The organism is Nesterenkonia sp. (assembly GCF_029265375.1).
Lineage (GTDB): Bacteria > Actinomycetota > Actinomycetes > Actinomycetales > Micrococcaceae > Nesterenkonia.
The window spans coordinates 1-7,311 of sequence record NZ_JAJUJJ010000047.1; the positions used below are offsets into that span (position 1 = coordinate 1).

At 62.9% G+C, this 7,311-nt stretch carries 12 protein-coding genes; 3 read left to right on the top strand and 9 right to left on the bottom strand.

Going from position 1 to position 7,311, the window contains the following annotated elements; translation table 11 throughout:
- Positions 1-112: 112 nt before the first annotated feature.
- From Q1K09_RS12715 to Q1K09_RS12755, 9 genes are all read right to left on the bottom strand, one after another.
- On the bottom strand, positions 113-535 hold the full coding sequence (locus Q1K09_RS12715) for a hypothetical protein (RefSeq protein WP_300345841.1): 423 nt from the start codon (positions 533-535) through the stop codon (positions 113-115).
- Positions 532-822, bottom strand: coding sequence for a hypothetical protein (locus Q1K09_RS12720; RefSeq protein ID WP_300345842.1), 291 nt, complete (start codon positions 820-822; stop codon positions 532-534). The genes Q1K09_RS12715 and Q1K09_RS12720 overlap by 4 nt, the downstream gene beginning before the upstream one ends.
- Complete coding sequence (locus tag Q1K09_RS12725) at positions 815-1,066, bottom strand: hypothetical protein (RefSeq protein ID WP_300345843.1); 252 nt, start codon at positions 1,064-1,066, stop codon at positions 815-817. The genes Q1K09_RS12720 and Q1K09_RS12725 overlap by 8 nt, the downstream gene beginning before the upstream one ends.
- Positions 1,067-1,134: 68 nt before the next feature.
- Entirely contained in the window at positions 1,135-1,599 is a 465-nt protein-coding gene (locus Q1K09_RS12730) for a hypothetical protein (RefSeq protein WP_300345845.1), read from the bottom strand.
- On the bottom strand, positions 1,599-3,050 hold the full coding sequence (locus tag Q1K09_RS12735; protein WP_300345847.1) for a ParB/RepB/Spo0J family partition protein: 1,452 nt from the start codon (positions 3,048-3,050) through the stop codon (positions 1,599-1,601). The genes Q1K09_RS12730 and Q1K09_RS12735 overlap by 1 nt, the downstream gene beginning before the upstream one ends.
- On the bottom strand, positions 3,047-3,334 hold the full coding sequence (locus Q1K09_RS12740) for a hypothetical protein (protein WP_300345848.1): 288 nt from the start codon (positions 3,332-3,334) through the stop codon (positions 3,047-3,049). The genes Q1K09_RS12735 and Q1K09_RS12740 overlap by 4 nt, the downstream gene beginning before the upstream one ends.
- Positions 3,327-3,686 (bottom strand): hypothetical protein, encoded by a 360-nt coding sequence (locus Q1K09_RS12745; protein WP_300345849.1) that lies wholly within the window; start codon positions 3,684-3,686, stop codon positions 3,327-3,329. The genes Q1K09_RS12740 and Q1K09_RS12745 overlap by 8 nt, the downstream gene beginning before the upstream one ends.
- Positions 3,679-4,098, bottom strand: a complete 420-nt coding sequence (locus Q1K09_RS12750; RefSeq protein WP_300345850.1) for a hypothetical protein — start codon at positions 4,096-4,098, stop codon at positions 3,679-3,681. Before Q1K09_RS12750 ends, Q1K09_RS12745 begins: the two co-directional genes overlap by 8 nt.
- Entirely contained in the window at positions 4,095-4,589 is a 495-nt protein-coding gene (locus tag Q1K09_RS12755; RefSeq protein WP_300345851.1) for a hypothetical protein, read from the bottom strand. Before Q1K09_RS12755 ends, Q1K09_RS12750 begins: the two co-directional genes overlap by 4 nt.
- A 576-nt stretch (positions 4,590-5,165) precedes the next feature.
- On the opposite strand from Q1K09_RS12755, the gene Q1K09_RS12760 reads away from it, so the two are divergent.
- From Q1K09_RS12760 to Q1K09_RS12770, 3 genes are all read left to right on the top strand, one after another.
- The gene (locus tag Q1K09_RS12760; RefSeq protein WP_300345852.1) at positions 5,166-5,768 is read left to right on the top strand and encodes a hypothetical protein; all 603 of its coding nucleotides are present in this window, start codon (positions 5,166-5,168) and stop codon (positions 5,766-5,768) included.
- A gap of 364 nt (positions 5,769-6,132) precedes the next feature.
- The gene (locus Q1K09_RS12765; protein WP_300345853.1) at positions 6,133-6,474 is read left to right on the top strand and encodes a hypothetical protein; all 342 of its coding nucleotides are present in this window, start codon (positions 6,133-6,135) and stop codon (positions 6,472-6,474) included.
- Between the two features lie 520 nt (positions 6,475-6,994).
- Positions 6,995-7,311 (top strand): helix-turn-helix transcriptional regulator (locus Q1K09_RS12770; RefSeq protein WP_300345854.1); only part of this gene is annotated, 317 nt, incomplete at its 3' end.

Below are 7,311 nucleotides of genomic sequence, written 5' to 3' on the forward strand. Positions count from 1 at the left end.
CCACTTATCGAACTCGATCCCGTTCTCCATGCAGTACCCGCCGAGACAGCAGGCACAGGGGCCTTGCGCGTATTGCCAGGCTCGGCGGACTTTTTCTGTGGTGGCGTCGTAGTCACTCACCCTCAATCGCCTCCTGTATCGTGGCCACGGTCGGGCAGGGCCACTCGACCTGGAACGCTTCTACGCCGATCGCTTCCATACAGTGGGCGCACAGCCGGGTGTCAGCCTCGTCGGGCTGATGCAGCTCCAGCACCGCCTCCACCGCCATCAGAAGCTTCTGCAGGTCCGTCTTGCTGTGCGCGATGAACTCCGCGTCGTCGTACTCCTTGTCATCGGCGTAGTTGGTCATTCCGCCGTCGCCGTTGCCGGCATGGACTGCGACCGGAAGCACCTCAGAAGAGACGTACCGACCCAAGGCGGCGTCGTAGTGGTGCACGGCATGCCACGGGCCCTTGGACGACTTCTCCAGCCGCTGCCGGATCTGCATCAGGTACTGGTGAACAGCAGCCACCCCGTCAGCAGTCGCGTTCGTCATTTCGCTGCCTCCTCTACCTTGAAACCGGCAGCAGTGAACACCTCACGGACCATACGGCGAACGGCATCCTGATAGAACGGCGTCAGCCGCTCCCAGGAGTCCAACGGCTTGCCCTGCAGCAGAAGAGACTCCGCAAGCGCACGGGCACCCTCCTCGACCTTTTCAACGGTGACGGTCCGGCCGGCCACAAAGCCGAAATCGTGCGCGATCGATACGCTCTTCAACACGTCGACGTGCTCATTTCGATGCTCACGCGCCTCCTGCATCAACGACCCTGGTTCAGGCACTGACAGGCTCCTTTTCGTCTGAGAACTTGTTGACTGCCTGGTCCCACCAGGTCTGGAACTCGGCTGCGCTCCGGACTCGCACAATGCCGGACGGCAGGTAACGCGGCGCCGGGCCGAACACCTTCATCCGCGCCTCGAAATACGGACCCCCGGGGCTCTCTCCCACCCTGTAGGAATCGGGGCGAGACGCCATCTTCAGGCCCATCTCGCGCAGAGTCATCACCACGTCCGGGATCGCCTCCATGCGGAGCTGCTGAAGAGTGAGACTGTCGTCCAGAATCGGCCATCGCATAAGAAACTCGTGATCCCGACTCACGGTGACCCTTTCTCCATACGCGCCAGGTCAGCCTCAACCTGGCTCACCAACGCAGCCACCGTGACCTCCTCCGGGCGCTCCAACGCGTCCAGCACCTCCACTAGACGCTTCGCCCGCGTCGTCACCTGGGTCTGCACACGCTCGGCATAATCACCAGCCAAGCCCTCCACTCCGAGCAGCTCCCTGACCGTCGGCATCACCCCGCTGCTCCGATCAGCCTGGATAGCGTTCTGCAACAGGTGAGCCATCGCCGCGGCAAACATCCCGTAGTGGGCCGGATGCGACCAGTTGCCCGCGTAGACCCACGCCAGGTGGACCAGCCCCTCGGCAGACTCAGCCACAGGCTTCGAGGCCACAGCGGCGTCGAACACCTCTGCAGGGACCCCGGAGGCCAGAGCCTCCGCACGGATCTCCTCAAGCCTTGACTGCGGATCCGGCTCGTTCTCACACTTCCGGCACATCAGGCGGCCTCCTCTTCTGCCTCAGAGTCCTGCTCGTCCCAATACTGCAGCGCCTGCTGCTCGTGCTGATCGAACTCCCACCCCCAGGCGGGCAGAGAATCGAGGTACTCCATCCGCCACGCGAAGTGATCGCCTGATTCACCGTTGGGGTCTAGAACTTGTCGATACCCGGCGGCCTTCTGCAGCTCTCGGTCCTGCTGCCGGGACCCGAGGTACTCCCAGACGAAGATCAACTGCCCCAGAGTCAGCCGCTCGAACTTCTCCTTGGCCTTCTCCCGCCACTGCACCCATTCGTCGAAGAGCACGTGGTCATTGCGTGAGCCGTCCTCCCGCCGGGGCCGAGGCAAGCCAGTGAGCTCTTCGAGCAGCACAGCCTTCACGTTGTCCGGGTCCCAGGCACCGCCGACCGACCAGAAGCCGGCCTCGCGCCAGAGCCGCCGTGCCATCATCCGCTGAAGCGTCGCCTGGTCAGCGGGCTTCTTCTCCTGAAGTTTGCGGCGCTGGTGCTTGTCCCTGCTGACAGCAGTCAGGGCGAGCTCTTTGTTCAGCGCCCGCAACCGACGGCGCGCAGCCTTCTCCTCCTCAGAAAGCTCCTGCTTGGCAGCCTTGACTCTGGCGAACCACCTCAGCTGGTCGCCGACTTCTCGCCACGGTTCGATCAGGTACCGATGACCGCGCGAGACATGCTCAGAGATCGGCAGAGGCTCACCGGCCGCATCGAGATCACTTTCCTCCCATCCGTCGCCGTACTGCGCACTGAAAGGAGCCTCGGAGGCGCCGGCAGCCTCCAGCTCCGCGCGCAGCTGCTCGGCAGATTCGTGGCGGCGGACTTGTTCTATCTCCCGCTCGACGTCCACCCGCGAGCGGATACCGGCAATCCTCTTAGTCACCTTGGCATGCAGGTCCGGGTCCTCTGTCTCGAGCTTCTGAAGGGCGATCATTCCCTCAACATCGACCGCACCGGAGTAGTAGGACGTGGCCAGCTCCTCAGGCGCCCGAGCGACCTTGGCCTTGGCCTCGACGTGCTGCGCCTTCTGCTTGAGCTCTTTGCTGATCCGGGTTTTGGACACCCCGAGGTCCAACAGCTGCTGGATACCCCGCGCCTCTTCTCGCAGGTTCAGACGTTCCGAGGTCGTGCCGGTGGTCAGCATGATCTTCACCGCTTCCGCGGCCGCATCCTCTGATTCCTTCACCAAGGCTGGGACAGTGGCGAGTCCTGCCTGCCGGGCGGCTGCGAGTCTGCGGTGACCATCAGCCACCAGCCAGGACTCCTCTTCTTCATGCTCGGTGCTCGGGAAAACCACGAGAGGGTTAATGATGCCGTCCACCTTGATGGTGTGGGCCAGCCTCTCCAACGATTCGGCGGTCTCGTCGATATCGTCACGAATGTTCCGCGGATTAGGCTTGACCGCCTCGATCGGCAGTTCACGAAGCTCAGTAGATGTGGTCATGGGGCCTGTTCCTCCTGATGTCTGCTGCAGGTGTAGCTGGTCTTTCCCGGCTCAGTTCTCCGGCGCAGCTGGCCGCACACTGTGCAAGTCATATGGCTGTAGTCGCCGCGCAAATAGCAGTCATTGCAGACCGGATGCTTCTTCGCGTGGCGGATCCGGATGTCTTTCTCGGTCAGTGGTTTCGCGCAGCCGAAACACGGCGAGGGGTCCGGCAACTTGACGTGCTCCGGCACCTCCACCGGCGGCCACGGCCCACGCTGATAGTCGATGTCCTGTTCAGTCACCGCGAACGTCCTGCCCTGTCTCGCGAGCCAGATCCCTGGCAGCTGACCGGCCAATCTCGCGGGCCATCGCGGCGGCGAAGCTCGACACCACGATCTCCAGATTCACCAGCCGGTTCCGCGCCCGCTCCCGATGCTCATCCCGCACCGACGCGAGCCCAGGCACATAAGCCCAGCCACGAAGCTTCTCTTCGACGCCCGAAAGACTGCGCGCCAGATGCTCGTCGTCCACGTACTCCTTCACCTCGTCCATCACCGCGTCAGTCAGCTTCTCCGTCGCCCGAGCGACGTCCAGCGGATCAGTGCAGTCGTGCTCACCGAATACCTCATAGATCTTCTGCCTAAGCTCACTCACCCTGGACCACCTCCCGAATCAGGCCCGCGCCGCCGAGCAGCGCCAGGCCCAGGCCAAGCACGCCCAGCCCATTGAGCGGCCATGACCCGACAGCGACCAGACCGACGCCCAGGAACGCAACACCACACCACAGGCCCACCCGGCCCACAGAGGGCCCGGCGTCCTCGCGGTCCAGCCAGTCGTCGTCGAACGCGATATCGGGATCGTTATAGAGAGAATCCTGAAAGCCGCAGCGCCGCGCCTGCATCTGCTCCGCGGGCGCCCCCATTGAAGACGGCCAATTCGGTTCAGCCTCCTGGTCGAAGACCTCACCCAAAGAGGCGTCAGCTCGCAGACGCCCAGCAACGCCTTGGAGACCCCGCGCATAGTCGACGCGCGTCTCCTCGAGGCTCCGCTCCCGGATCGATGTCATCGGAGGATCACCTCCGCCCGAATCGGATTCGCCCCGGCCATCGAGCAGTTCTCCAGATACAGCAGGCCCAGCAGGCGCTGCATATACAACTCAGAGACCAGCCAGCCATCTACTGAAGCTTCCTGACCGGGGGAGCGCTGCTTCACCTTCTCCGCCCGATCCGCGCAGCCGTCGCACATCACCACCAAATCCAGCTCTGGCAGTTCACCAGCGGTCTTATTGAACAGAGAGACAATCCGTCCACCGAAGACGGAGTGCCGATCCTGCAGATCAGCTTCCCCGCCGCACGCCCGGCAGGTACGCCCATCGCGGTCCAGGACTATTGAGCGAACGTCCTTCGGCTTCGGCGCGGGCAGGCCCTCCAACGGAAGCGGCTGGTCCTCCACCTGCTTCCCGGCGCCCCGCCCGAACGGCCGCACCAGCCTCTCGCCCGCCGCACGACGCGGCCGCGACCGGCTCAGCAGCGGCTCCAGATACGCGACAGTGCTCACGACACAGCCCCCTTACCCGCCATGCCAGCGACCGCGGCTGACGCCGCCTGGATGCCGCACGAACTGCAGTGCATCGGATGAGCCAGCACCTCAGTCCGAACCTGCTGCACATCATGGAGCACCCGGTCGGCCTCCAACACCCGGGAAGCCGCTCTGTCAGCAGCCCCCCGAGCACGATGCGCAGCACCATGAGCCATCCACGCGTAATGCCGCGCTGCCAGCACACCGACAACGAGAATCACCAGATTCACAAGCGCCCAGATCATGCCGCAACCTCCAACCAAGCAGCGACGCGCACGCCGGCAACGCCAGGCATCCGGGCCGTGCAAGCAGAAACAGGTACAGTAGGGTTCATCGAATTTCCTTCCAAGGGATTCATCGCCCGGCCGGTGTTGCAGCCCGGCCGGGCTTTCTCATTTCCAAAGAGTCCTCCTCGGTGGATGCAGGCTGAGGGGCACCCACACCCACCGAGGAGGAAGACTGACGCCCCACACCGCCGCGGCAGCGGCAGGGGAGAGGACCCTCCTCGGTAGGCTCAGCGGTGCCAGACACATCACCCACCGAGGAGGAAGACTCATGGCCGATTGGCTCCAGGCCATCGGTACGCTGATCGCCGCCGGCATAGCCATCTGGGCCGTCTGTGTGGCTCGTAGCGCCAACGGCAGGACCGATCACAGCAACCGCATCGCGGAGGACTCCGAGAAACACGCGAAGGAGGCCAACGGCATTGCGCTCGATGCCCTCAGCAAGTCGGAACGTGCCAACAAGATCGCTGAGGAGGCCAACCAGATCAGCCAGGAAGCGAACGCGATCGCCAAGGACCAAGAACTGCGACTCACGGATCAAAGTGTCGTCAGCTGGGGCGTTCAATGGGATACCCAGGCGCAGGCCCTCGACCTGACCAACATCGGCAAAGATGTGGCGCTGCACGTTACCGTCATCATCTATTCGCGCCACCTCCAAAAGACCTATGGGCCGATAGAACGCCTTGCCGGCGGCGAGACAATCAAGATCCCGCTCCCGCAAGTCGCGGAGATGCGCAAGAAGCACTTCGCTCGCGCCCAAGGGTCGGGAATCATCGCCAGCAGTTTCAGCGTCGCCTGCACCGTGACCGTCCATTGGGTCACCGAGGTTGGAAACGCAGTGACGGGAGAACCTCTCGAGCTGCGCCTCCGCTGAGACCACCGCAGCTTCAGCGAACCGCAGCACCATCGGCCACTCCTCTTCCGCATACACGCCACCCATCACGTCGCCGACCCCCACGAGGAGCGGTAGGCGAGAGGGGTCTCATCCCCACCACCTGCGCTAGGGCGACGCCGGAACCTGCTGTTGTTCTCATCCAGCAAGGCAATGATTCGATCCAACTTGGAACCGACCGCCAGCGCTGAAACGAGTACACCAAGACAAGCCGCTGCATTGAGGACGGTCCTCATCACGCCACCGCCTCAGGCGGCTGTGAGCGCCGCGGGGAGTCGCGGTAGGGAAGATCCTCCTCGGTAGGCCGGCCTTCCCCAAGCCGATTGCCTACCGAGGAGGAAGTTTCATGGCCATGCGCATTACGACCCAGATTCTGGGTCACGAGGTCGTCTTCGAGTTCGCCGACCCTTACGGCGCAAAGCTCGCCAGCATTATTGAGAGACGGGGCAAGAGAAATATCCCGACCGCGATCGCTGGCTACCCAGTCAGCATCGATGGGAATAAGGCGGACCTCAGCGAACGGGTCTCTTTTGTCCTGTGGTCGATAGAGGACGCAAGCTTTGTACCCTTCCGGGACGACGAGCTGGACGACATCACTGCCGGGGATACCGAGCTGCAAGTACTCAACCGCCTCGACTACTGGGAAAAGATCGGCACCTTTCCCTTCATGGAGGACGGCAGCTTCTAGCGCCGCACGCCTCGCCTGCATTCTCCGCATGTACTCAGCTTCAGCTTCACGCTTCTTGCGTGCGTACTCGCTCATCACGCCACCGCCTTAGGCGACTGCGAGCGCGATGGGCAGTCGTCGTGGGGGAGAGAGTTGATGGGGGCGCTGAGCACCTTGTTCTCTCGACGGCGTTGGTAGTCCCGCAGATCGGTGAGCGCGATGCTGTAGTGGGGCCGTCCGTCGCCTTCAGTGACCTCCGCGGCTAGATCTCCGCGTTTTATAGCTCTAAGGATGCTTTGGCGAGCCATGCCCAGGAGCTCGGCGGCCTTGCCTGTGCTTACTCTTTCGATTGCCATGTCGACAACTATGCTCCATAGGGAGCGTTAGTGCAAGTAGGGATTGCGCTGCGTGTTGTGGGTGCTTTATTCATCATCCGCTGGACTTGTGCACCCTGTGACACGTATAGTGTCAGGTGAAAGATTTATCGCGCAGGGTCTCTTATGCCTGATCAGGCGCATATGCGGAAGTGAGGAGAGTTGCCATGACGGTTCAGCCAACCGAACTCCGGGTCCCGGAGCTCAATCAGCTGAAACACCGCCTCCGGATTTCCCGGGAAGAAGCAGGCTTCGAAATAGGTGAGCTTGCAGAGGCACTGGGCACAGCACGTCACACGATCAGCCGCGCAGAGAAAGGGCTCAGTAAGCCGCGGCGGTCGCTGCTCATCGCCTGGGCATGGCAGACTCGCGTTCCCGTCGAGTGGCTGGAAACAGGAGAAGCCCCCACCGATGACGGTGGAGGCTCCCCTGGTGATTCTTCTCAGCTCCCCCGGCTGGACTCGAACCAGCAACCACTCGATTA

What these genes read in the sequence shown, in the direction of transcription:
- Q1K09_RS12760 (WP_300345852.1), top strand. Translation starts at nt 5,166, where the DNA reads ATGGCCGATTGGCTCCAGGCCATCGGTACGCTGATCGCCGCCGGCATA.
- Q1K09_RS12730 (WP_300345845.1), bottom strand. Translation starts at nt 1,599, where the DNA reads ATGTGCCGGAAGTGTGAGAACGAGCCGGATCCGCAGTCAAGGCTTGAG.
- Q1K09_RS12715 (WP_300345841.1), bottom strand. Translation starts at nt 535, where the DNA reads ATGACGAACGCGACTGCTGACGGGGTGGCTGCTGTTCACCAGTACCTG.
- Q1K09_RS12725 (WP_300345843.1), bottom strand. Translation starts at nt 1,066, where the DNA reads ATGGAGGCGATCCCGGACGTGGTGATGACTCTGCGCGAGATGGGCCTG.
- Q1K09_RS12735 (WP_300345847.1), bottom strand. Translation starts at nt 3,050, where the DNA reads ATGACCACATCTACTGAGCTTCGTGAACTGCCGATCGAGGCGGTCAAG.
- Q1K09_RS12765 (WP_300345853.1), top strand. Translation starts at nt 6,133, where the DNA reads ATGGCCATGCGCATTACGACCCAGATTCTGGGTCACGAGGTCGTCTTC.
- Q1K09_RS12750 (WP_300345850.1), bottom strand. Translation starts at nt 4,098, where the DNA reads ATGACATCGATCCGGGAGCGGAGCCTCGAGGAGACGCGCGTCGACTAT.